Source organism: Sulfitobacter sp. EhC04, assembly GCF_001650875.1.
Lineage (GTDB): Bacteria > Pseudomonadota > Alphaproteobacteria > Rhodobacterales > Rhodobacteraceae > Sulfitobacter.
In genome coordinates, this window is sequence record NZ_LXYI01000008.1 from 268,941 (window position 1) to 289,488 (window position 20,548).

Annotated in this window: 24 protein-coding genes; 13 read left to right on the plus strand and 11 right to left on the minus strand. The window is 61.6% G+C overall.

Annotated elements, in window-relative coordinates; all coding sequences use genetic code 11:
• Positions 1-64 precede the first annotated feature (64 nt).
• The 5 genes from A8B82_RS04185 to A8B82_RS04200 form a co-directional block, all read right to left on the minus strand.
• Positions 65-679 (minus strand): 2-hydroxychromene-2-carboxylate isomerase, encoded by a 615-nt coding sequence (locus A8B82_RS04185; RefSeq protein ID WP_067288578.1) that lies wholly within the window; start codon positions 677-679, stop codon positions 65-67.
• 2 nt (positions 680-681) lie between these two features.
• Positions 682-1,425: an SDR family NAD(P)-dependent oxidoreductase gene (locus A8B82_RS04190; RefSeq protein ID WP_235604615.1), complete on the minus strand. Its 744-nt coding sequence runs from the start codon at positions 1,423-1,425 to the stop codon at positions 682-684.
• A 114-nt stretch (positions 1,426-1,539) separates the two neighbouring features.
• Entirely contained in the window at positions 1,540-1,794 is a 255-nt protein-coding gene (locus A8B82_RS23845; protein WP_138069664.1) for a hypothetical protein, read from the minus strand.
• Between the two features lie 269 nt (positions 1,795-2,063).
• A complete protein-coding gene (locus tag A8B82_RS04195; protein WP_201120737.1) occupies positions 2,064-2,906 on the minus strand; it encodes an SDR family NAD(P)-dependent oxidoreductase in 843 nt (280 codons plus the stop codon).
• Between the two features lie 14 nt (positions 2,907-2,920).
• Positions 2,921-3,217, minus strand: coding sequence for a YciI family protein (locus A8B82_RS04200; protein WP_067288590.1), 297 nt, complete (start codon positions 3,215-3,217; stop codon positions 2,921-2,923).
• Positions 3,218-3,358: 141 nt separating this feature from the next.
• Here A8B82_RS04200 and A8B82_RS04205 point away from each other — a divergent pair, with 141 nt between their 5' ends.
• A complete protein-coding gene (locus A8B82_RS04205; protein ID WP_067288593.1) occupies positions 3,359-3,835 on the plus strand; it encodes a winged helix-turn-helix transcriptional regulator in 477 nt (158 codons plus the stop codon).
• Between the two features lie 657 nt (positions 3,836-4,492).
• Here the strand turns inward: A8B82_RS04205 and A8B82_RS04210 are convergent.
• Positions 4,493-5,767 carry an RsmB/NOP family class I SAM-dependent RNA methyltransferase gene (locus A8B82_RS04210; protein WP_067288595.1) on the minus strand — a complete coding sequence of 425 codons (1,275 nt, stop codon included), beginning with the start codon at positions 5,765-5,767 and terminating at the stop codon, positions 4,493-4,495.
• A gap of 104 nt (positions 5,768-5,871) precedes the next feature.
• Between A8B82_RS04210 and A8B82_RS24745 the strand changes: the two genes are divergently transcribed.
• Positions 5,872-6,135, plus strand: coding sequence for a DUF1674 domain-containing protein (locus A8B82_RS24745; RefSeq protein WP_082899132.1), 264 nt, complete (start codon positions 5,872-5,874; stop codon positions 6,133-6,135).
• A 16-nt stretch (positions 6,136-6,151) separates the two neighbouring features.
• Here the strand turns inward: A8B82_RS24745 and A8B82_RS04220 are convergent, their stop codons facing one another.
• Together A8B82_RS04220 and dapB are read right to left on the minus strand one after the other, a co-directional pair.
• The gene (locus A8B82_RS04220; RefSeq protein ID WP_067288598.1) at positions 6,152-6,508 is read right to left on the minus strand and encodes a dihydrodipicolinate reductase; all 357 of its coding nucleotides are present in this window, start codon (positions 6,506-6,508) and stop codon (positions 6,152-6,154) included.
• A 94-nt stretch (positions 6,509-6,602) separates the two neighbouring features.
• Positions 6,603-7,424 carry a 4-hydroxy-tetrahydrodipicolinate reductase gene (gene dapB, locus A8B82_RS04225; protein WP_067288600.1) on the minus strand — a complete coding sequence of 274 codons (822 nt, stop codon included), beginning with the start codon at positions 7,422-7,424 and terminating at the stop codon, positions 6,603-6,605.
• An 81-nt stretch (positions 7,425-7,505) separates the two neighbouring features.
• On the opposite strand from dapB, the gene rbfA reads away from it, so the two are divergent.
• From rbfA to A8B82_RS04270, 9 genes are all read left to right on the plus strand, one after another.
• Positions 7,506-7,925, plus strand: coding sequence for a 30S ribosome-binding factor RbfA (gene rbfA, locus A8B82_RS04230; RefSeq protein ID WP_067288702.1), 420 nt, complete (start codon positions 7,506-7,508; stop codon positions 7,923-7,925).
• A complete protein-coding gene (locus A8B82_RS04235) occupies positions 7,922-8,656 on the plus strand; it encodes a phosphodiester glycosidase family protein (RefSeq protein ID WP_067288603.1) in 735 nt (244 codons plus the stop codon). The genes rbfA and A8B82_RS04235 overlap by 4 nt, the downstream gene beginning before the upstream one ends.
• 102 nt (positions 8,657-8,758) lie before the next feature.
• The gene (gene truB, locus A8B82_RS04240; protein WP_067288606.1) at positions 8,759-9,682 is read left to right on the plus strand and encodes a tRNA pseudouridine(55) synthase TruB; all 924 of its coding nucleotides are present in this window, start codon (positions 8,759-8,761) and stop codon (positions 9,680-9,682) included.
• Positions 9,683-9,689: 7 nt separating this feature from the next.
• On the plus strand, positions 9,690-10,223 hold the full coding sequence (locus A8B82_RS04245; protein ID WP_067288609.1) for a DUF1643 domain-containing protein: 534 nt from the start codon (positions 9,690-9,692) through the stop codon (positions 10,221-10,223).
• Between the two features lie 100 nt (positions 10,224-10,323).
• Positions 10,324-11,241: a calcium-binding protein gene (locus tag A8B82_RS04250; protein ID WP_067288612.1), complete on the plus strand. Its 918-nt coding sequence runs from the start codon at positions 10,324-10,326 to the stop codon at positions 11,239-11,241.
• A gap of 177 nt (positions 11,242-11,418) precedes the next feature.
• Positions 11,419-11,688, plus strand: coding sequence for a 30S ribosomal protein S15 (gene rpsO / locus A8B82_RS04255; RefSeq protein ID WP_067288615.1), 270 nt, complete (start codon positions 11,419-11,421; stop codon positions 11,686-11,688).
• A gap of 399 nt (positions 11,689-12,087) precedes the next feature.
• Positions 12,088-14,223, plus strand: a complete 2,136-nt coding sequence (gene pnp / locus A8B82_RS04260) for a polyribonucleotide nucleotidyltransferase (RefSeq protein WP_067288617.1) — start codon at positions 12,088-12,090, stop codon at positions 14,221-14,223.
• A 161-nt stretch (positions 14,224-14,384) separates the two neighbouring features.
• The gene (locus tag A8B82_RS04265) at positions 14,385-14,945 is read left to right on the plus strand and encodes a L,D-transpeptidase (protein ID WP_328586490.1); all 561 of its coding nucleotides are present in this window, start codon (positions 14,385-14,387) and stop codon (positions 14,943-14,945) included.
• 31 nt (positions 14,946-14,976) lie between these two features.
• Positions 14,977-15,684, plus strand: a complete 708-nt coding sequence (locus A8B82_RS04270) for a glycosyltransferase family 25 protein (protein WP_067288620.1) — start codon at positions 14,977-14,979, stop codon at positions 15,682-15,684.
• Positions 15,685-15,705: 21 nt separating this feature from the next.
• On the opposite strand, the gene A8B82_RS04275 is transcribed toward A8B82_RS04270, so the two are convergent.
• Complete coding sequence (locus tag A8B82_RS04275; protein WP_067288622.1) at positions 15,706-16,116, minus strand: nuclear transport factor 2 family protein; 411 nt, start codon at positions 16,114-16,116, stop codon at positions 15,706-15,708.
• Positions 16,117-16,174: 58 nt separating this feature from the next.
• On the opposite strand from A8B82_RS04275, the gene A8B82_RS04280 reads away from it, so the two are divergent.
• Positions 16,175-16,822 (plus strand): pseudouridine synthase, encoded by a 648-nt coding sequence (locus A8B82_RS04280; RefSeq protein ID WP_067288625.1) that lies wholly within the window; start codon positions 16,175-16,177, stop codon positions 16,820-16,822.
• Positions 16,823-16,987: 165 nt separating this feature from the next.
• Here A8B82_RS04280 and A8B82_RS04285 read toward each other — a convergent pair whose 3' ends face one another.
• Both A8B82_RS04285 and A8B82_RS04290 read right to left on the minus strand, forming a co-directional pair.
• Positions 16,988-17,830 carry an alpha-1,2-fucosyltransferase gene (locus A8B82_RS04285; RefSeq protein WP_067288627.1) on the minus strand — a complete coding sequence of 281 codons (843 nt, stop codon included), beginning with the start codon at positions 17,828-17,830 and terminating at the stop codon, positions 16,988-16,990.
• A gap of 277 nt (positions 17,831-18,107) precedes the next feature.
• A complete protein-coding gene (locus A8B82_RS04290) occupies positions 18,108-19,547 on the minus strand; it encodes an aldehyde dehydrogenase family protein (protein ID WP_067288630.1) in 1,440 nt (479 codons plus the stop codon).
• A gap of 158 nt (positions 19,548-19,705) precedes the next feature.
• Between A8B82_RS04290 and A8B82_RS04295 the strand changes: the two genes are divergently transcribed.
• Positions 19,706-20,362: a peroxiredoxin gene (locus A8B82_RS04295; protein ID WP_067288707.1), complete on the plus strand. Its 657-nt coding sequence runs from the start codon at positions 19,706-19,708 to the stop codon at positions 20,360-20,362.
• Positions 20,363-20,548: the final 186 nt, after the last annotated feature.

The window sequence follows — 20,548 nt, forward strand, 5'->3', positions numbered from 1 at the left end:
CCGCTGTCAGGTATCCTGGCTGTCGAAAGCAGCCAGATTTCCGTTTGCCCGCAGGCCCTCGACGTCAGGCGGTCTCAGCCTTGCGCTTTTCAATCTCTGCAACGACCATGTGCAACCTGTCCTTGCCGAAATACATCTCGTCATCGACGTAGAAAGTCGGCGACCCAAAGGCGCCACGTTCAACGGCCTCCTGGGTCGCCTGTACCAACTCCTGTTTTACCTCGGGGTCTTGGGACTTCGCGATCAGTGCGGCAGCATCAAGCCCCGCCTCGGTCAGCGATGCGCCGATGACAGACGGGTCATTCAGGTTGCGCGGGTCGCTCCACATGTATCGGTAGACTGCATCGACATAGGGTTCGAACACACCCAACTTGCGCGCCGCGATCGCGCCGCGCATCAGCACAAGTGTGTTGATCGGGAAGAACGGATTGAAGCTGAAGTCGGTGATGCCATGTTCAGCACAGAACCGCTCAGTTTCCAATGCGTCGTATTTGTTCTTGTTTTCCACACCGGCATAGACCTCGACCGGCGAGCGGTTGCCGGTGGCCTTGAAGATGCCACCCAGCAGGATCGGCACATAGGCAACGGTAACACCCGTGCGACGCTCGATCTCGGGGATCACACGGTGGCACAAATAGGCATTCGGACTGCCGAAGTCGAAGAGGAATTCAACTTTCATGGTCACCACGTTTCGCCAGAGGGACGAATTTGCATTTCGAAGGTCCAGGCATCCTGGCGCTGGTTGTAAAGCGACCAATAGGCCTCGGCCACGGCGGCGGGATCCATGAAACGACCCTCTTTTTCCAAAGCCTCGGCACCTTCCTTCGAAGCGACAAGATTGCGCACCCAAGCCGTGTCGACGGCTGCGTCGATCACCAGATGTGCAACGTGCAGGCCCTGCGGCATCATCTCGCGCGCAGTGGCTTCAGCGACCGCGCGAAGGCCGAATTTGGCGCTGGCAAAAGCGGCATAACCGGCCCCGCCGCGCAGACCGGCAGTGGCACCGGTGAAAAAGATGTTCCCCTTGCCCCGCGGCAGCATGATACGGGCCGCTTCTCGGCCTGTCACGAAGCCTGCGAAACAAGCCATTTCCCAGACCTTGCGGAACACACGGTCGGTGGTGTCCACCAAGGGGAAATTGACGTTTGCGCCGATGTTGAAGATTACCACCTCCAGGGGCGATATGGCCTCGGCCTCTTGCAGGAATGCCGTTACATCTTCGGGAACCCGCGCGTCGAGCGACCGGCCCTGTGCGCTGCCACCGGCTGCCCTGATTTCGTCGAACAGCCCCTCCAGCTTGTCGCCACCGCGACGGCCCGCATAGACGTCAAAGCCTTCTGACGCGAATTTCTTGGCAATCTCTCCGCCGATATAGTCACCGGCGCCGACAACCGCGACAGAAGCGTTTCGTTTAGGTGCGCTCAAAGTCATTCCTCCCCTGCAAGGGCCATCAGGGCCCGGAACCGCTGAACGATGGCATGTGCGCCGATCATCAGTGAGTTCTATATTAGTATTAACTAAATCAACACTCAAACTTGGTCAAGTTGAAATTTTTGCCGCTACGAAGGATTTCGCCGGCTTCATTAGTTCTATTTTAATTCTTGTATTTAGTTCTCGCACAGGTAAGGCCCGAGCTCCAGTTAGCATGTCCTGCGACTTTTTCTGAAGATCCGGTGTCGTCTGATTCCTCGCGCGCAGATGCAAACAGGTGGCTGGCGGGCTGGATCGCCCAAATAGTGCGGGGCCGGCAACCCACACCCCCGTGCCGAAATCCTGCACGGCGGCGGTTGCCATTTGGGGCTCCATGATCTTGTCGGCGAAAGAATGCTGCCGCACTTCTTCGGCGCGTCTGGCCAGTGGGATACTGAATAACCGGGGACAGGCCGCTCGCGAACAGCAACGGCAGAAAGTCAAAAGGTCATCAGTTGCCTTCGCCTTCAGAGGCGTCGTGACCTGTTCGCCCAAGGCACCCGTATAGCAGCCCCGACACCGACCGCCGGAACGGCCCGGCGGCCTGGTGATTCACGATGTCGGCTGCCCGAATGTTCGGGCAGCCCGTGATGTCATGCGCGGTATCTTTCTGCGGGCTTGGTGTTGGTGAAGCCGCCCGCCATCGTCATGCGGGCCTGCTCAAAGGCCTCCCAGGCTGCAACATCGGGGATCGGGGGAATGGTCACGAGCTCTTTCTGGTCGAAGCCGGAAAGGGCCGCATCAACGAGATCGTCGGCTTCCATCGCTGCGGGCATCGCGCTGATATCGCCACCCATACGCGCATAGAATTCGGTACGGGTCGCTGCTGGAAGAACCGCCTGCACATAGATACCCTGTCCGCCGACTTCCGTGTGCAGGCTCTGCGACAAGGTCAGCATATAGGATTTCGTCGCGGCATAGATGCCCGGTGCATACTCAGGCAAGAGACCCAGCACTGAACCGATATTGACAATAGAACCGCCGCCGCGTTTCACCATGCCATCAACGGCCGCCGCCGCAAGCAGGGTTGGTGCCAGCGTGTTCAGGCGCAGCAGGTTTTCCAGCGCGGCAGGATCGGAGTTGGCCAGGCCACCGGCGACACCTGCACCGGCATTGTTCACCAGAATATCGACCGGCGGGTCGGCACGCAGCCGCTGTTCTACCGTCCCCAACTGTGCGGCATCTGTCAGGTCTGCGGTGATCACTTCGATGTTCACACCATGGGTGGAACGGAGCTCTTCGGCGAGTGCGTTCAGCCGGTCGGCGGCGCGGGCAACCAGGACGAGATCATGTCCACGGGCTGCCAGGCGGCTTGCGTAGATCGAACCGATGCCGCTCGAGGCGCCAGTAATAAGGGCGACAGTCATTTCTGTTTCCTTGAAAGATTGCGACGCTTCAAACGCCGGGATTGGTTTGGCAAGCGCTGCACGGCGCACAGGTGTGTTTAGTGTCAGTCGCGCGCCTTCAGATGTCGCATCAGATGATGCTCATAATGCCCTGCGCCGTTCATCACGACCGGGTCTTGCGCGGTGATAACCGCAATGTCTTGATCATCAGCAATCCGGAAGAGCGAGACACCGTAGCCGCCTGCAGGATCCATGACGGGTCCATGCGCCACGACCGTGCCCTTTTCGAGAAGATCGTCGAGAAAGGCACCATGTTGCCCCATCCAAACTTTCTCATCCGCGCTCATCGTCGCCAAAAAGTCCGCACGCGGCGGGATGTATTTACACAGATAGTATTTCATCTTTGTCTCTCCGGAGTTCGGGGAAGTGCATCCCCCTGTTGATGACATTCGACTACTTTTGCCGCGCGATTTTTGTGGACCGGCGACGATGAACGATATACTATCATTTTGATAGCTTGTCAGTGCCAAAATGAAATTTACATGAAAAATGTTTCGACCCTCCCCTGTCTCATCGCGCGAAGCCTCGCGCTCTTTGGGGATTCGTGGAGCATGCTCATCATGCGCGATGCGCATGCGGGCCTCACCCGTTTCGAAGAGTTCAGAAAAAGTCTGGGCATCGCTCCGACGATGCTGTCGAACCGACTGGCCACCCTGACCGAAGAAGGGTTGCTTGAGAAACGGCGCTATTCCAAACGCCCCTGCCGCGACGAATATCTGTTAACGCCGGAGGGCCTCGATCTTCTGCCCGTTTTGCTGGCGCTTGCGGTTTGGGGTAGAAAACACCGGGGCGGGGGAGAATTCGCCCGTTTCTACGATGTCGAAGCAGAAACAGAAATTGATCTGGTTTCGATAGATAGAGCCACCGGTGCACCGATCGGGACGCGACCGCTTCGCCTCGCCAGGCCATCTGCACCCCTGGGCGAAAGCGACAACGACGGCGTCCGGCCTATAACCTGAGGCAATTGACATCGCCAATGTCCCATGAGCGCACAGCGCAGCAGGGAATGGGCTTATCAAGTTTTAGGCGGGGCAATTTGGCTGACATCTCGCGGCCCGAGGGCGCGCATTCGTCCAGCCACCCGCGATGGACCTTCCTGCGACGTGACCCGGCTGTTTGCACCGCAACCGCACAACGCGATTGGGGGCGAGGCGAACTGGACGCGCCGTGTTTCAGGGCAATATATGGTTCTGAATTAACACTGAAAGTCAGTTGGAACTTGGACCCAAGGCCATCGGACAAGGTCACGACTCACTGGTGGGACCCAAACTTTGACTTCAAAGAAGCAAAGCAAATCTTTCGCGATTGTCGGGGCCAGAGATCAAATCGGCGCGGCGACTGCGCAGAAGTGACCTATCTGTTCAGCCCTCATGAAAGACGACGGGCGGTCAATCTTTAAGACGGCCCATCACGACCAAGCGGTTCACGACCCCCTCGCCGCCTCTGCCCGCTACAAATGTTGCTTCGGGCAGAGAAACCCTGTTCACATGGAGACAGGGAAAGTCATAAGACAGACGTTGCGCGTTTACCTGGAAGCAACTCTTGCCACCTGACGTTTAACGCTCCAGTCCGCCGGGCGCGGCCGCGGTTACCTTGGACCGACAGACAGCGCGCCTTCAGCCGCCCTTGCGCAGGCAGACGATATAGAATCCGTCCATCCCGCCCCGGTCCGCCCAGAAATCCGGGCGCAACCGCAGACCGCCCTCTGACGTGACCCAACCCGCTTCGACCCCCGGCACCATCAATGCGTCACGATCAACAGCCATGTCGGTGTGCCGTTCCAGCGCCTCGTCCACCTGCACCTCCCCCTCGTCGGGCAAGAGGCTGCAAGTGCAGAACACCAACCGACCACCGGGTTTCAGCAGGGACCAGGCGTGGTCCAGCAACTCCGCCTGCAATTCGATCAGATCGCCGAATTCCGATCCGTCCTTGGCATAGGGCAGATCCGGGTGCCGCCGCAGGGTGCCCGTGGCGGAACAGGGCGCATCCAGCAGGATCGCATCATATGCACCGGTCACCGCGCGGGCGTCCTGGGTCACCAGCCTGGCCTGCAAGCCTGTCCGCGCAAGGTTTTCGCCCACCCGCACCATACGGGCGGCAGAGGTATCGACGGCGGTGACATCGGCCCCGGCTGCGGCCAGTTGCATGGTCTTGCCGCCGGGGGCCGCGCAGAGGTCCAGCAACTGTTCGCCCGCATTGGGCGCAAGGATGCGGACCGGCAGCGCGGCGGCAGCGTCCTGTACCCACCAGTCGCCTGCCGCAAACCCCGGCATGTTGGAAACCTGACCCGCATCCATCACGCGCACCGACCCCGTGGGCAGCAGCACCCCGCCGGTCGCCTCTGCCAGCATCTGCGGATCACCCTTGGCCGTCAGGTCGAGCGGAGCACCGGCAAAATGCGATACCTCCATCGCGGCAATTGCATCCGCGCCCCAGGCCTCGGTCAGCGGGCCGCGCAGCCATTTCGGCAGGCGTGGCGCACGCAGCGCGCCCCAGGCTTCCGGCCCTTCGGCGGCGATCTTGCGCAGGACGGCGTTGGTCAACCCCTTGAGGTGGCTCAATGTCCGGTGCTGCGAGACGAGATTCACCATGGCGTTCACCACACCATGCGCCGCGCCGCCCTGGCACAGTTCGACCGTGCCAACCCGCAGCACATTGCGCACCGTGAGCGGCGGAGATTTCTTGACGTGTTTTTGCAGCAGCCGGTCGGCGCGTTCCAAGCCCCGCAGGGTTTCCTGGGCCAGCCGCTGCGCGCGGGCGCGGTCGTCGGGCGGCAGTTTGTCCAGCGCACCGCCCGCCAGCAATTCAGACATCAGGCGCGGTTCCTCCCCCAGGATCTGGTCCAGAAGATATACGGCGCTTCTGCGTGCCTGTACGCCTGTGTCTGCCATGCCATTGCCTTTTCTGGTCGGGGGCCGGGGTTGCCGTGCCCATGAGGCGGCGTATATCAAAGGCGGCAGCCGCTCAAGAGGATGACATGACAGAGCCCGTCGACATGCGGAACCCGACACCGGCCCCAAAGCCGATCCCGGATACGCCGAACGATCCGACCCCGACGCCGGGGCCCGATCTCCCGCCGCAGCCGAATCCGGCCCCAAAGCCCATTCCCCCCGCCGCCCAGCGCGCGCTGGACGAGGCCGAAGCGCGCCGGAAGGCCGCCGCAGCGCTGGACCTGCCCCCCGAACTGGGCGGCAGAGACGGACCCGAGCCGATCAGATACGGCGATTGGGAGAAAAAAGGAATCGCGGTCGATTTTTGAGGCCTGACCCCGGATCTTAACGGAGGCTGAAGTCCGCTGATTGCCCGGCACCACGGTCAGAGGTGATGCGGACACTCGATCCATTTACCTTCACTTCCTGGCAATTGTAGCCAAGGTCATCGCCACCCCATTCGAGGCTGCGGCACAGATATTCGCCCTTCCACTGCCATTGCCCGGTCACAGCCCAGGCCGCGCCCTTGCCAGCGATCTGGCCGTCTGGAAGCACCTGTATCTTGACCAGCGGCCGAGTCAGGGTCTTGCCACCCACAAGCGCGATGAAATCGCTGCGTGTGGTGACTTTCTGGAAATCGGCAAATGCAGGGGCGGCCATTGTGACAAGGGCCGCGGTCAACGCGAATGAAAGGGGTCTCATATGTACTCTCCTTTTGGCATGATCTGGTGCAATCACGCCGAAAGGACAGGGGAAGTTTCACCCTCGGAGAATTGACGCGCAAAAAACCACCGGTTCAGCGCCCGTCGTTCAGGCCCAGAACATCCAGCATGTCATACTGCCCCGGTGCCTTTCCAAGGCCCCAAACTGCTGCCTTGAGCGCGCCGCGCGCAAAAACAGAGCGGTCCGATGCCACATGACGCAGGATGATGCGCTCGCCTTCGGCGGCAAACATCACGTCATGTTCGCCCACGATGTCACCGCCCCGGATGGCGGCAAAACCGATGTCACCGCGCTGACGCGCGCCAGTAATGCCGTCGCGCCCCCTGTCAGAGACCTCGGCCAGCTTCACGCCGCGCCCCTCTGCGGCGGCTTCGCCCAACATCAGGGCCGTGCCGGAGGGCGCATCGACCTTTCTGTTGTGATGCGCCTCGACGATTTCGATGTCGTAATCCGCGTCCAGCGCTGCGGCGACGCGTTTGGTCAGTTGCGTCAACAGGTTGACGCCAAGGCTCATGTTGCCCGCCCGGATGATCACCGTCTTTTCCGCCGCCGGTGCAAGCTGCGCGATTTCGGTGTCGGTCATGCCGGTGGTGCCGATCACGTGCACAACGCCCGACGCCGCAGCAAGGGCCGAAAAGGCAACCGTCGCGGCGGGCGCGGTAAAGTCTATCACCACATCGGCGGCGGAAATCGCGTCTTGGGCGTCATCGCTGACCGTCACGCCAATGGCAGCGCCCCCCATGGCCATGCCGATGTCCTGTCCGACCCAGGGGTGACCAGACCGTTCGACCGCGCCTGCGAGCACCAGTTGCTCTGACGCCTGCACCTGCGTGATCAACATTTGCCCCATGCGCCCGGAAGCGCCGGTAATTGTGACACCGGGAAGTTTTGCCATGATCTGCGCTCCTTTGCTCAGGCCCGTTTAGCTTGCATTCGCCGCCTTGGCAAAAGCCTTGCAAAGTCTTAGATGGAGGTCATGTCCAGAAACAAGAGTCACGAGGGCGCAGGCCCGTCACAACGCCAATTGCGGGTCGGCGAAACCATCCGCCGGGCGCTGTCCGAGGTGTTGGCGCGTGGCGACGTGCATGACACCGATCTCAACCGCATGTCAGTCACCGTGGGCGAGGTCAGAACCTCTCCCGATCTGAAGATTGCCACAGCCTATGTGCTGCCTCTGGGCGGCGAAGGTCAGGACGAGCTGATCAAGCTGCTGGCCCGCAACAAGGGCGAGCTGCGCAGGCAGGTGGCCAGGAAGCTGACGCTGAAGTTCGCCCCCGAACTGCGGTTTCGTCTGGACGAGACCTTTGACCAGATGGACGAAACCCGCCGCATGCTGAATCAGGAAGCGGTGCGCCGTGACGCCGATGCGCCCACCGGGCCGGACAGCGACGGATGAGACTGCTGCTGTGGCTCTGCCTGATGGTTGTGGCAGGCACTGCACAGGCAACGGATTGTCGCAAGGAAAGCTATGGCGGAAATAAATTCTCCATCTGCGACGTTGACCTGACGAAAGAGCGGCTGGAGCTGTTCCTGACAGACGAGACCGGCAGCATCTACGGGCATTTCGGAAATGTGGAAAAGGCGCTTGCGGCCAGGGGGCTTCACCTTGGCTTTGCGATGAATGCGGGGATGTATCACGAGAACCGCGCGCCGGTTGGCTATTATCTGGAGAATGGCCATCAGGTGCAGGACGTGATCAGCACCGATGGCCCCGGCAATTTCGGCCTGCTGCCCAACGGGATCTTCTGCATCCGCGAGGGCCGCGCCGATGTCATGGAAACCACCGCCTTTCTCAAGGCAAAGCCCGCCTGCCGCTCTGCCACGCAATCGGGGCCGATGCTGGTCATCGACGGCAAGCTGCATCCGCGATTCCTGAAGGCCAGCACGTCGCGTTACATCCGCAACGGCGTCGGCACCTCGGCCGATGGCACGCGGGCGGTCTTTGTCATATCGGACAATACGGTCACATTTCACGCGTTCGGCACGTTCTTTCGCGACCGTCTGGGCCTGCCGAATGCGCTTTACTTCGATGGCAACGTCTCGCGGCTGCGCGCGCCCGGTCTGGGCCGCGATGATGTGGGGTTCACTGCCATCGGGCCAATCGTCGGTGTGGTCGAACCCAACTGATCGCCTGCGGGAGACGGTGCCGTTGTTCCAAAATGCAGATATCTGCTGGGCAGCGGGGGCGGCTGTCTGTATAGGCTCCCACGCGAAACAGACAGGTGAGACATGGCGCGCAAACGCAAGGGCAGAGATATTTCCGGCTGGTTGGTCGTGGACAAACCGGCAGGTCCCACATCGACCGCCGTTGTGAACAAGGTCCGCTGGGCGCTGGACGCAAAGAAGGCCGGTCACGCCGGAACGCTGGACCCTGAGGCGACAGGCGTGCTGGCGATTGCGCTGGGCGAGGCGACCAAGACGGTTCCCTACATCACCGACGCGCTCAAGGCCTATGAATTCACCATCCGGCTGGGCATCGCCACAAACACGGATGACGCCGAGGGTGAAGTGCTGGGCACATCCGAGCTGCGCCCCGATGACGACGCGATCAAGGCAGCGCTGGCGGATTTTGTCGGCGACATCCAGCAGGTGCCGCCGCAGTTTTCCGCCGTCAAGATCGACGGCCAGCGGGCCTACAAGCGGGCACGGGACGGCGAAGAGATGGAACTGGCCGCGCGGCCCCTTTTTGTCGAAAGCCTGTTGCTGACCGACCGGCCCGACACCGACCATGTCACGCTTGAGATGGTCTGTGGCAAAGGCGGGTATGTGCGGTCGATTGCCCGTGATCTGGGACAGAAACTGGGCTGTCTTGGCCATGTCCGCGACCTGCGTCGGGTCTGGTCCGGGCCGTTTGACGCGGCGGACGGCCTGACGCTGGACCAGATCACCGAAATGGCGCGCACGCCGGAACTGGATGCGCATCTGCAACCGCTTGAGGTCGGGCTGGACGACCTGCCCGAGGTCAAGGCCACCGCCGAGGGGGCCACCCGGCTGCGCAACGGCAACCCCGGCATGGTGATCGCATCCGGCGTCGAATACGGCGATGAATGCTGGGCCTCCTTCGAGGGACAGGCCGTTGCCGTGGGCCGGTTCAAGGCGGGCGAGCTGCACCCCTCGCGGGTGTTTAACCTGTCGCAGGACGGCGATTCGTAAGGCAGGCATGATCACCCGCAGCCATACCAAGGGCGACGCGCCCTCCACAGCGGTCTATTCCAGTTGCGGGGCTTACCGTTACAGCCTGACGCGGGTCTGGGATGCAGCCGCGTTGAAGGTGATGTTCGTAATGCTGAACCCCTCCACCGCAACGGAGGTGCAGAACGATCCGACAGTGGAGCGCTGCGAACGGCGCGCACGGCACCTTGGATACGGCGGATTTCGGGTGACGAATATCTTTGCCTGGCGCGCCACCGATCCGCGCGACATGCGGGCGGCGGATGATCCGGTAGGGCCGGAAAACGATTCGGTGCTGGCCGAAGGGATGGATTGGGCCGATCACGTCATCGCGGCCTGGGGTGTTCACGGCGCGCATCTGGACCGGGGGCCGCAGGTGGCAAGGATGCTGATGGCCGGTGCCGCGCCCCTGTTCCATCTGGGCTTGTCCAAGGCCGGGCATCCGCGCCATCCGCTGTACCTGCCCTATGCGCAACAGCCTGAAGAGTGGGTTCGGGACGCCGCCGCAATAACCCCGCATTAACCAGTCTTCCGGTTTGGTTTTGACCCATTGGCGGTTTTTCTGGAAGATGCCCGAGGGGTGGTGCGCGTTGCGCCATGCCTTGATTTGATGGTGTGCGCCGATGATGTTTCTTGCCGGGTTGATGGGTTTGATGGCGGTCAGCGCCGTTGTCTATGTGGACATCGCTGCGCAGGAGCCCGAGGCGGAGGGTGATATCCTGTCCGGCAGCGATGGTGATGACATGCTGACTGGCAGCGACGGCAACGACCAGATTGGCGGATACGGTGGCGACGACGTCGTCGACGGCGGCGCGGGCAATGACGACATCCACGGCGCGGCAGGAAACGACAGCCTGCAGGGGGGCATGGGCGATGACACCCTGCACGGCGAAGACGGGGATGACGACCTGTTCGGCGGCGACGAAGATGACCAGTTGGCCGGGCACAATGACGATGACGTGATCCACGGCAATGCGGGCAATGACAGCCTGCAAGGCTCTGCCGGGGATGACCTGTTGTATGGCGGGGCGGGCGACGATGCGCTGATGGGCGGGCTCGACGACGACGCCCTGCATGGCGGGGCGGGCAGTGATACCCTGTTCGGGGGCTGGGGCGATGACACGCTGTCGGGCATTGTGGACGACACGCTGGCACCGGGGATCAGCGACAGCGATGTGGGTGATTATCTGAACGGTGGTGGCGGCGACGACCTGATCATCGCCGGTCAGGGCGATATCGTCACTGCCGGGGACGGGGCGGACCAGATCGTGCTGGGCGACTGGATCGGAACGGGTGGCCCGGCCGAGATGATGGATTTCGAACCGCAGGAGGATTCTCTGCTGTTTGTCTGGGACGACAGCAACGAAGGCGCAGAAGAACCGCAGATATCCGTGATCCAGAACCCGGAGGACGATAGCCAGCTTCAGATCGTCATGGGCAGTCAGGTGATGGCGACCTTGCACGGCAACAGCCTGCTTGAGGCTGCCGATATCTCGCTGATCCCGCTCAGCACGGCACAGGGGCTGGGGTTCCTTGGTTAGCGGCGAAGATACGCAATCACCAGCCCGCGAATAACCCTTTGCCAAAGCCTGGGGATTTTCATATACGCCCCCATCGGCCTCGAATCTGATTCAGGGTCGATTTCTCCATGGGCCTGTGCTGGACGACATCCCGGCCTGCGCCATTCCGATTAACCCTTTCTCAAGAAGGAGACCCCGATGTCGATCACTGCAGAAGAAAAGACACGCCTGATCAAGGAATTCGGTGCTTCGGAAGGCGACACAGGTTCGCCCGAAGTACAGGTTGCCGTGCTCAGCTCGCGTATCGCAACGCTGACAGAGCACTTCAAGACCCACAAGAAAGACAACCACGGCCGCCGTGGCCTGCTCAAGATGGTGGCAACACGCCGCAAGCTGCTGGACTATGTCAAAAGCAAGGATGTGGCCCGTTACCAGGACCTGATCCAACGTCTGGGCCTGCGCCGCTAAGCGCCTATCGGTTTTGATAAAAGGGCCGCTTTCCGCAAGGAAGGCGGCCCTTTTTTTGTTTGCGCAGTCGCGCATATCGCAAGCCCCGATTGCACCCCTCTGCTGACGCGATTTGCGGGGACGGAAGCGGATGCGATCAAGGTGCTGTGTGCCGCGTTCGGCACCCCGTCCGTCGCTCTGCCGGGACAGGCCGAAAACGCCATGCCGGATTGGCTGCGGGGCTGGTCAGCCAGCTGACCGGGGAGGCAATGCGCGCCCTTCCCCTCAAGTGCAAAACACTGTATGGGCGTCAAATCTGAAAGCCGGCGCCCGGACTCCAGCGCCTGACAAAGAAGATACCGGAGTCAGAGGGAATGCGCCCTCTATGCAAAGGCCTGCGGGCCAACACAGGAAACGTAGATGTTTAACGTAACGACGAAATCAATGCAGTGGGGCGAAGAAACGCTTACACTCGAAACAGGAAAAGTGGCCCGTCAGGCGGATGGGTCCGTGATTGCCACGCTGGGCGAAACCAGCGTGATGGCCAACGTGACATATGCACGTCAGCAAAAACCCGGTCAGGACTTCTTTCCGCTGACCGTCCACTACCAGGAAAAATACTATGCCGCCGGTAAAGTGCCGGGCGGTTTCTTCAAGCGCGAAGCGCGTCCGACCGAAAAGGAAACGCTGACCGCGCGCCTGATCGACCGTCCGATCCGCCCGCTGTTCGTCCCCGGCTTCAAGAACGAAGTGCTGGTGATGTGTACCGTGCTGAGCCACGATCTGGTCAACGACCCCGACATGGTCGCGATGATTGCGGCCTCTGCCGCGCTGACCATTTCCGGCGCGCCCTTCATGGGCCCGATCGCCGGTTGCCGTGTCGGTTTCGAGGATGGCGAATACATCCTGAATCCCACTGTGGACGACATGCAGGACCTGCGCCTGAACCCCGAACAGCGCCTCGATCTGGTGGTTGCCGGGACCAAGGATGCGGTCATGATGGTCGAATCCGAAGCCTATGAACTGTCCGAAGAGGAAATGCTGGGCGCGGTGAAATTCGCCCATGACAGCATCCAGCCGGTGATCGACCTGATCATCGACCTTGCCGAAGATTCGGCGAAAGAGCCGTTTGACTTCCAGCCGGTCGATTATTCCGAGCTGTCCGCAGCCGTGAAGAAAGCGGGCGAAAAAGACATGCGCGCCGCCTTCGCCATCGGTGACAAGCAGGAACGTACCGCCGCTGTTTCCGCGGCCCGCGACAAGATCAAGGAAAGCCTGAGCGAAGAGCAGCTTGCCGATGCGAACCTCGGTTCGGCGATGAAGAAGCTCGAAGCATCCATCCTGCGCGGTGACGTGGTCAAGACCGGCAAGCGTATCGACGGCCGCAAGACCGACGAAATCCGCGACATCGTGGCCGAGACAGGCATCCTGCCCCGGACCCACGGTTCGGCACTGTTCACCCGTGGTGAAACGCAGGGTCTGGTTGTGACCACGCTGGGCACCGGTGATGACGAACAGTTCATCGACGCGCTGCACGGCAACTTCAAATCCAACTTCCTGCTGCACTACAACTTCCCGCCCTATTCGGTTGGTGAAGTGGGTCGCGTATCCGGCCCTGGCCGCCGCGAGATTGGCCATGGCAAGCTGGCGTGGCGTGCGTTGCAGGCGGTTCTGCCCGCATCAACCGACTTCCCCTATACCATCCGCGTCGTCTCGGAGATCACTGAATCCAACGGTTCGTCCTCCATGGCATCCGTCTGCGGTGGCTCCCTGTCGATGATGGACGCGGGCGTGCCGCTGAAATCGGCAGTGGCCGGTGTGGCCATGGGTCTGATCCTGGAAGAAGACGGGTCTTACGCGATCCTGTCCGACATCCTGGGTGACGAAGACCACCTTGGCGACATGGATTTCAAGGTGGCCGGGACCGAAGCAGGCATCACCTCGCTTCAGATGGACATCAAGATCGCGGGCATCACGCCGGAGATCATGGAAAAGGCCCTCGCGCAGGCGAAAACCGGACGTATCCACATCCTGGGCGAGATGAACAAGGCGCTGTCGGGTGCGGCGGACTTCTCCGTTCACGCACCGCGCATCGAAACGATGCAGATCCCCACGGACAAAATCCGTGAGGTCATCGGTTCCGGCGGCAAGGTCATCCGCGAGATCGTGGAAGTGTCGGGTGCCAAGGTCGACATCAACGACGAAGGCATCATCAAGATCGCAAGCCCCAACGGCGACGCGATCAAGAAGGCCTACGACATGATCCACTCCATCGTGGCAGAGCCCGAAGAAGGCGCAGTTTACACCGGTACGGTTGTCAAGATCGTGGACTTCGGTGCATTTGTGAACTTCTTTGGCAAGCGTGACGGTTTGGTGCATGTGTCCCAGATCGAGAACCGTCGCCTGAACCATCCGTCCGATGTGCTGAAGGAAGGCCAGGAAGTGAAAGTGAAACTTCTGGGCTTTGACGATCGCGGCAAGGTGCGCCTGTCGATGAAGGTTGTCGATCAGGAGACCGGCGAAGAAGTGAAGAAAGAGGAAAAAGTCGAGGATTGATCCTTCGACTCCTTTTTGGACCAATCGAGGCCCCTGCGCGATGCGCGGGGGCCTTTTGCGTCTGCGGGTCGCGCAGCACCGGGTCAGGATTTCCGCAATTGCCCTCGGGCGCGGGCGGGTTATGTTGAGCCTGAACCGCTATCGCGCCTGAGGAGACCCATATGCCACTGATGAACCGCCGCAACCTTCTGATCACCGGCGCTGCTGCGCTTGTTGCCCCGCCTGCATTTTCCGCGACCGAGGGTTACAAGATACCGGACCACCAGCAGGCCAGAATCGTGCGCATCAGGGACAGGTTTGCGCCCGGCGAAATTCATGTCGATCCTGGGCAATTCGCCCTCTACTGGACATTGGAAGGGGGCAAGGCCGTCCGCTATCCGGTCGGTATCGGCAAGGAAGGGCGCTATTATTCCGGCACCTTCCGGGTGGGCCGCAAGGCCGACTGGCCCCGCTGGACGCCAACCAAGAACATGATCCGCCGGGAACCACATATCTATGCCAAATACGCAGCCGGAATGCCCGGTGGCGGCCCCAACCCGCTGGGCGCGCGGGCGCTTTATCTGTACACGGGCAGTCGGGATTCCCTTCTGCGCATTCATGGCACACCCCAGCCCGAAAACGTGGGGTACGCCGTATCGAACGGCTGCGTGCGCATGTTCAACGCCCATGTCATTGACCTGGCCAACCGCGTGCCGAATGGCACCCGCGTTGTCCTGCACTAGGGTCACGGCCCGGCGCCAGGGAACCTGACAGATGCGATCCCTGATCATACACATGCCCGAACCGGGCGCGCGGGCAGACAATGTCGCGCGGCTGCTGGGGGTCCTGCCCGCTGCCGGGATCATGCCTGCCGTGAATGGCCGTGAGGTGATGCAAACCAGCGGGGCAAAGGTGCAGAACGGCAACCGCCACACCCCGCCCTATCCCTTCGCCATGGGGCCGGGAGAGGTCGGCTGTTTCCTGAGCCACCGCAAATGCTGGCAGGACATCGCAGACGGGCCTGACCCCTATGTCCTGATTGCCGAGGATGATCTGGTAATTGACCCGGCACCATGGGACAGGGCCATCGCCTTGGTCGCGGCCCATGCGACCGAGGAAAGCTTTATCCGGTTGCCCGCAAAAGACCGCGAAAGGCGCGCTGCGGTGCTGGCACAGAATGGGGAAGCCACTCTTTTCCTGCCCCGTGTGATCGGTCTGCAAACCGTCTGCCAGGTTGTCGGACGGGCGGCAGCGCGGCGATTGCTGGCGGCGACCGAACCCCTGGACCGCCCCGTTGATACGACGCTGCAAATGCATTGGATCACCGGCCAGCCGGTCCATACGATCTGGCCCAGCGGCGTGGGCGAGATGCCGGGCACCTCGACTATCCAGAAAAAGACCCGCGCCAGCGGCAAGCTGATGCGGGAAATCAGGCGCGCGATCTACCGGACGCGGATCAAGGCGAGACCACAGCGGGGCTGACGACAGGCCCGCCTGACGGCATCACGACAGTGCGTCCTTGAACTTGAGAAACGCAGGGTCCTTCATCACGCGGGCGTTCATCGCGTCTCGCAGGGCCCCGATGGATTTTTGCGGGCGCATGACCACTTCGAAACAGGCGATCAGCCCGTCATCTCCCAGGGTGATCAGATCGACCCCCACGGCATCAAACGCGCCAATCCTGCATTGAAACTCCAGCGCCCAGTCGTTGCCCGCGCCCATGACCCGGCGATAGCGGAAATCGGTAAACACCTGGCCTACGTGGCCCAGAACCGCTGCTACGGCGTCACGGCCATTCCAGGTCTTCCAATAGGTTGGCGGCAGGAAGGTGACATCAGCCGCCAAAAGCGGCGCGATCGCAGTGTGATCGCCCGAGGCGATGACGGTTTGTATTTTCTCGATCGTGGGGTGCATGGGGGCCTCATTTCGGCTGGTGGCTTGAAAACCCACCCTACATCTGAGACGGGAAGGGATGGAAACGGAATATAACCCGCCGCAGGACCCGCTGGTGATCCTGCACGAAGATGCCGAGGTGCTGCTGGTGGACAAACCCAGCGGCCTGCTCAGCGTGCCGGGCAAGGGCCCGCATCTGGCCGACTGCCTGCTGACCCGCATTCAGCAGGTGTTCCCCGAGGCGCTTCTGGTCCACCGGCTGGACCGGGACACCTCGGGGGTGATGATCTTTGCGATGACGCCCTATGCCCAGCGGCACCTTGGCCTGCAGTTCGAAAAACGGATGACCCGCAAGACCTATGTGGCGCGGGTCTGGGGCGTGCCGGAGGAGCCTGCCGGCACCATCGACCTGCCGTTGATCGTTGATTGGCCCAACCGCCCGCTGCAAAAGGTCTGCCACGAGACCGGCAAGCCCGCACAGACCGAGTGGAAGCGGATCAAGGACGAGGGGGACACCGCCCGTGTGCGGATGTTTCCCAAGACCGGGCGCAGTCACCAGTTGCGGGTCCATATGCTGAGCATCGGGCATCCGATCCTGGGTGACCCGTTTTACGCCACGGGTCCGGCGCGCGACTTTCCACGCCTGATGCTGCATTCAGAGGAGTTGCGGTTCAATCACCCGCAGGGCGGACGATCGACCAGGGTGCGCTCGAAGGCGCCCTTCTAGGCGCGGCAGGAAGCCGAATTTTTCGAAAAATTCGGACCGGAGTTTTTGAAAACTCCGCGGGCACGCATCTGTTGGCGAGACGAGGGTCGAGAGAAAGGACCACTGTCCGGAACTAACCAAATTTTTCGAAAAATTTGGTCCGGAGTTTTTGAAAACTCCGGCGCGTCAACCAATGGCAATCCAGTCAACGGGCAGGATGTCCGGATTGCGCTGGTGGTCATTGGCAAACCACCGGGCCGGGGCGGCCACCCGGCGGCCGTCATGGGCATTCAGCCATGCCGACCACCAACTGAAGGTGGAATTAGCGATCACGTTGTGCTGGCACAGCGACATCAGGCGCATGTCCTCATGGGCGGTTTCGCGCCCGTTCAGATCCACCACCACCTTGTCGAAAGGCACCGTCAGGTTGTCGCGCGCCCAGGCCGGGTCATCGGAAAAGACAAAGACCGTCGGCGCCTCGGGCAACCCCTGCGTCACGGCGGCCAGCGCCGCGTCATAATAGGCCTGATCGCAGACCGCCGTTGCCCCCAGCGCCACGTAATCGCCGCGCCGCACATGCAGCGCCACCGATGGCCCCGCCGCGATCTGCCGTGCCATGTCGGCATTCTCGGGCGACATGGGCGGCACCATCGTGAACACCTCGCGCAGATGATCCTTGATCCCGGCAAAATACCTTTCGCTCTGCCAGTACCCATGCAAATAGCTTTCATCACCCCAGTCTTCGAAAGCAGGGTCATAGCCCAGCCCCTTTTCACGGCGCAGCCGGGGTGAGCGCCCCAGAAGCCGCCACATGCCATAGGCAAGCCGCCTGCGGTCCTGATCCGGGGGCAGATTGGCAGGCGGGACCACTGGCAGATCAAAGATATCGGTCAGGTTTCCCTGCCCCTTGGCCGCCGCCCTGCGCGGATCAAGCGCGACAGCAACGCCCAGCCGCGCCGCCAACTGAGCGGCGGCTGCGTATTGAAACATCTGGTTGCCGAGAAAGCCATGCAGCCGGGTATAGATCATGGGCACCTTTCTGGAAGTACATGGCCTTTTTAGGATAACCGCTTGCCACATCCCAGATCAAATCAGGACCACCGCGCAGGAAAGCGCGCTTTGGACCAGGGGTATCGCACCCGTCTCCCATAGGGCTCGAACCAATGGCACCTCAATGGGCACCCCTCGTGGAGGTCGATACTGCCAAATAGACCTCCCCCGGAGGGTCCCGCACCCGCGTCACGCGCAGGAAAAGAAAAAGGGCCACCCGAAGGCAGCCCTGTCCTATCGCCGATGGTGGAAAAGGCTATTCGGCGGCCCAGCCCGATACCGCCTTGATCTCGGTGAAATCCTCGATCCCGTAGAGACCGCCCTCGCGCCCGTTGCCGGACCGCTTCATCCCGCCAAAGGGGGAGCCCGCGGCGCGGCCCTGGCCGTTCATCTCGACCATGCCCGACCGCAACTGACGCGCCAGCCGGTTGCGACGCGTGCCATCGGTGCTCTGGACGTAATTGGTCAGGCCATAGACCGTATCGTTGGCGATCTCGACGGCCTGCTCCTCGGTGTCGAATTTCATGATCGACAGGACCGGACCAAAGATTTCCTCGCGTGCGATGGTCATGTCGGGAGTCACATCGGCAAAGACCGTCGGTTTGACAAAGAAGCCGCGGTTCAACCCGTCTGGCCGGCCCGTGCCACCGGCAACCAGCCGCGCGCCTTCGTCGATGCCCTTCTGGATCAGGTCCTGGATCTTGTTGAACTGGACCTCGTTGACGACGGGGCCAATGTGACGCCCCTCTTCCGACGCCGGGCCGACTGTGATCTTGCCGGCAACCACACCGGCCTCTTCGACGGTCTTGTCATAGATGCTCGCCTCGACCAGCATCCGGCTGGGCGCGTTGCAGGATTGACCGGTGTTCTGCATCATATGCATCACGCCGCGCTTGACGGCCTTCTCGTCCGCATCCGCAAAGATGATATTGGCACCCTTTCCGCCCAGTTCCAGGTGCACCTTCTTGAGCGTATCCGCCGCGTTCTTGGAAATCGCGGTGCCCGCGCGGGTCGAGCCGGTGAAGCTGACCATGTCCACGTCCTCATGCGATGAAAGCTGGCTGCCGACGCCCACGCCGTCACCGTTGACGAGGTTGAAGACCCCCTTGGGGAAACCGGCCTCATGCATCAGCTCGGCAAAGATCATCGCGTCCAGCGGGCTTTCCTCGGAGGGTTTCAGCACCATGGTACAGCCCGCCACAACAGCGGCACCGACCTTGAGCGTGATCTGGTTCATCGGCCAGTTCCACGGTGTGATCAGCGCGGCCACGCCGACCGCCTCGCGGATGATCCGGTCATTCGGGGCGTGATCGCCCAGCGGCGCCTCGAAGTGGAAGTCCTTTGCGGCCTTGATGAAGTTGCTCAGGTGCCATGTGCCTGCCCCGACCTGGCTGGCCCGCGACATCTCGATGGGCGCGCCCATTTCGGTGCTCATGGCCGTTGCAAGGTCCTCTGCGCGGGTCTTGTAGACCTCCAGCAGTTTTTCCAGCAGCGCGATCCGTTCCGCCGGCGGTGTGGCCATCCAGCCCGGTAGGGCGGCCTTGGCGGCGGCGACGGCCTTGTCGGTGTCTTCCTGACCGCCCAGCGAGATCACCGCGCAGGGCTCTTCGGTGGAGGGGTCGATCACGTTGTGATCATTGGGTTTGGCGGGGGCGACCCACGCACCATTGATGTAGAACTCACGTTTCTCCAGCATCGGAAAACTCCTTGTTGTTATGACGGGGCAGGCCCCAGGACGCTGCCAGATTTGGCGCCACTTTGTCAGGGCGCGCGGGGGCCTGCAAGAGAGGGTATGGAATGTCGCCGATTAATCCTTACCTTATGGAAAAGCAGACAACTGACCCGGAGGATAACATGGGCTTGCGCATTAACGACACGATTCCCGATCTGACCGTAGAAACCGATCAGGGCAGCATCACGTTGCACGATTTTGTCGGTGACAACTGGATGATCCTGTTTTCCCACCCCAAGGATTTCACCCCCGTCTGCACCACCGAATTCGGTGCCGTGGCCCAATTGGCCGACGAATGGGAGAAACGCGGCACCAAGGTGCTGGGGGTCAGCGTTGACGGGGTCGAAGACCACAAGAAATGGAAGGGTGACATCGAAAAGGTCGCCGGGACAAAGGCCGGTTTCCCGATTATCGCGGATGCCGGGCTTGAGGTCTCCAAGGCCTTCGACATGCTGCCTGCCGAAGCCTATATGCCCGATGGCCGCACCCCGGCGGACAGCGCCACGGTGCGCTCTGTCTTTATCATCGGGCCGGACAAGAAGCTGAAACTGTCGATGACCTATCCGATGACAGTGGGCCGTAACTTTGCCGAAGTACTGCGCGCGCTGGACGGGTTGCAGACCTCGACTGGCCAAGGCGTGGCGACGCCCGCAAACTGGAATGTGGGGGACGACGTGATCATCCCCGCCACCGTGTCCGACGCCGACGCCAAGGCCCGGTTCGGTGAGTTCACCACCGTTCTGCCCTACCTGAGGACCGCCAAGCTGCCCAGCGCCTGACCGGGTTCTTGATTACCGGAACGACGAACTTCTTTGACAGGATGCAGCGGGAAATCTGCGTCCTGTCAGGGGGGGCGCCACGCGATATTGACACTGACGTCTCGCATTTCTGACCCAAAGCGGACATTTGCCGCGGGGCGGAGTAATGTCCGCTGAGCGGACTTGGACGAAACCGCTCTCGCGGTA

What these genes read in the sequence shown, in the direction of transcription:
- A8B82_RS04220 (WP_067288598.1), bottom strand. Translation starts at nt 6,508, where the DNA reads ATGAGACCCCTTTCATTCGCGTTGACCGCGGCCCTTGTCACAATGGCC.
- A8B82_RS04280 (WP_067288625.1), top strand. Translation starts at nt 16,175, where the DNA reads ATGGAAACGGAATATAACCCGCCGCAGGACCCGCTGGTGATCCTGCAC.
- dapB (WP_067288600.1), bottom strand. Translation starts at nt 7,424, where the DNA reads ATGGCAAAACTTCCCGGTGTCACAATTACCGGCGCTTCCGGGCGCATG.
- A8B82_RS04205 (WP_067288593.1), top strand. Translation starts at nt 3,359, where the DNA reads ATGAAAAATGTTTCGACCCTCCCCTGTCTCATCGCGCGAAGCCTCGCG.
- A8B82_RS04275 (WP_067288622.1), bottom strand. Translation starts at nt 16,116, where the DNA reads ATGCACCCCACGATCGAGAAAATACAAACCGTCATCGCCTCGGGCGAT.
- A8B82_RS04250 (WP_067288612.1), top strand. Translation starts at nt 10,324, where the DNA reads ATGATGTTTCTTGCCGGGTTGATGGGTTTGATGGCGGTCAGCGCCGTT.
- A8B82_RS04235 (WP_067288603.1), top strand. Translation starts at nt 7,922, where the DNA reads ATGAGACTGCTGCTGTGGCTCTGCCTGATGGTTGTGGCAGGCACTGCA.
- A8B82_RS04285 (WP_067288627.1), bottom strand. Translation starts at nt 17,830, where the DNA reads ATGATCTATACCCGGCTGCATGGCTTTCTCGGCAACCAGATGTTTCAA.
- A8B82_RS04210 (WP_067288595.1), bottom strand. Translation starts at nt 5,767, where the DNA reads ATGGCAGACACAGGCGTACAGGCACGCAGAAGCGCCGTATATCTTCTG.
- A8B82_RS04270 (WP_067288620.1), top strand. Translation starts at nt 14,977, where the DNA reads ATGCGATCCCTGATCATACACATGCCCGAACCGGGCGCGCGGGCAGAC.
- A8B82_RS04290 (WP_067288630.1), bottom strand. Translation starts at nt 19,547, where the DNA reads ATGCTGGAGAAACGTGAGTTCTACATCAATGGTGCGTGGGTCGCCCCC.
- A8B82_RS23845 (WP_138069664.1), bottom strand. Translation starts at nt 1,794, where the DNA reads ATGGCAACCGCCGCCGTGCAGGATTTCGGCACGGGGGTGTGGGTTGCC.
- A8B82_RS04200 (WP_067288590.1), bottom strand. Translation starts at nt 3,217, where the DNA reads ATGAAATACTATCTGTGTAAATACATCCCGCCGCGTGCGGACTTTTTG.
- rpsO (WP_067288615.1), top strand. Translation starts at nt 11,419, where the DNA reads ATGTCGATCACTGCAGAAGAAAAGACACGCCTGATCAAGGAATTCGGT.
- rbfA (WP_067288702.1), top strand. Translation starts at nt 7,506, where the DNA reads ATGTCCAGAAACAAGAGTCACGAGGGCGCAGGCCCGTCACAACGCCAA.
- A8B82_RS04295 (WP_067288707.1), top strand. Translation starts at nt 19,706, where the DNA reads ATGGGCTTGCGCATTAACGACACGATTCCCGATCTGACCGTAGAAACC.
- A8B82_RS24745 (WP_082899132.1), top strand. Translation starts at nt 5,872, where the DNA reads ATGCGGAACCCGACACCGGCCCCAAAGCCGATCCCGGATACGCCGAAC.
- truB (WP_067288606.1), top strand. Translation starts at nt 8,759, where the DNA reads ATGGCGCGCAAACGCAAGGGCAGAGATATTTCCGGCTGGTTGGTCGTG.
- A8B82_RS04265 (WP_328586490.1), top strand. Translation starts at nt 14,385, where the DNA reads ATGCCACTGATGAACCGCCGCAACCTTCTGATCACCGGCGCTGCTGCG.
- pnp (WP_067288617.1), top strand. Translation starts at nt 12,088, where the DNA reads ATGTTTAACGTAACGACGAAATCAATGCAGTGGGGCGAAGAAACGCTT.
- A8B82_RS04185 (WP_067288578.1), bottom strand. Translation starts at nt 679, where the DNA reads ATGAAAGTTGAATTCCTCTTCGACTTCGGCAGTCCGAATGCCTATTTG.
- A8B82_RS04245 (WP_067288609.1), top strand. Translation starts at nt 9,690, where the DNA reads ATGATCACCCGCAGCCATACCAAGGGCGACGCGCCCTCCACAGCGGTC.